Annotated in this window: 1 protein-coding gene; it reads left to right on the forward strand. The window is 31.3% G+C overall.

The features are described 5' to 3' along the window. The coding region (locus tag B5F09_RS14935) for a hypothetical protein (protein ID WP_087375031.1) at nt 1–802 on the forward strand (802 nt) is incomplete at both ends.

Consider the following 802-nt stretch of genomic DNA (forward strand, 5'->3'; position numbering starts at 1 on the left):
GAACCGGTATTTCCAGGTAATCGAGTAGTTAAAACCAGTAATAATGAATCAATCATTCCTGGAGAAGGAATACTAAGATTTGATGTCCATTTTGAACTTGATGTTCCTAAAAGAAATAAACAAAGAGCTTGTAAGCTGCAGATCAATATCGAAGCTCAAAACAGTATCTATAATGATTATAAGATAGTAACAAGAGGGATAGCTTATATAAGCCGACTGATATCTAAGCAGTTTAAAACAGTAATCAATGGTGATAATTATCAAAAGATGCAAAAGACATATTCAATCTGGTTAATGCCTCAAGCACCGTTAAAATATGATGGAACGATCAGGATATATAGTCTACAAGAAAAAGTGGAATCAGGAATACCGTTAAAAGAAAAAGAAGCCTATGATAAGATCAAGATAGCAACGATCTATACAAGCAGTAAACATGAAATAAGCCAAAAATATGAACAGAATGATGAATTATTAAGAGTAGTGATGTTACTGTTTGGAATGAGTGGAAGAAGTGTTCAAGAGATAAGGGGAATCTTAGAAAAAGAATATGGTTTTAAAATGAGTGAAGAGTTAAAGAAAGGAGTTGAAAATATGTGTAACTTAGCGCAAGGATTAATAATTGAAAATAGAACAGCTGGAAGAATGGAAGGTAAAGCCGAAGAAAAATATGAGATATTAATAAATCTGTTAGAACAAACTGATATTTCATTAAAGAAGATAATGAAGATAGTAGGGTTGGTAAAAAAAGAAGAGGTTAAGGAAATGACAGATAGACTAATAGAAGATTTAACTTTAAAAGAAG

This window comes from Erysipelatoclostridium sp. An173 (genome assembly GCF_002160495.1).
GTDB classification, from domain to species: Bacteria; Bacillota_I; Bacilli_A; order Erysipelotrichales; family Coprobacillaceae; genus Thomasclavelia; species Thomasclavelia merdavium.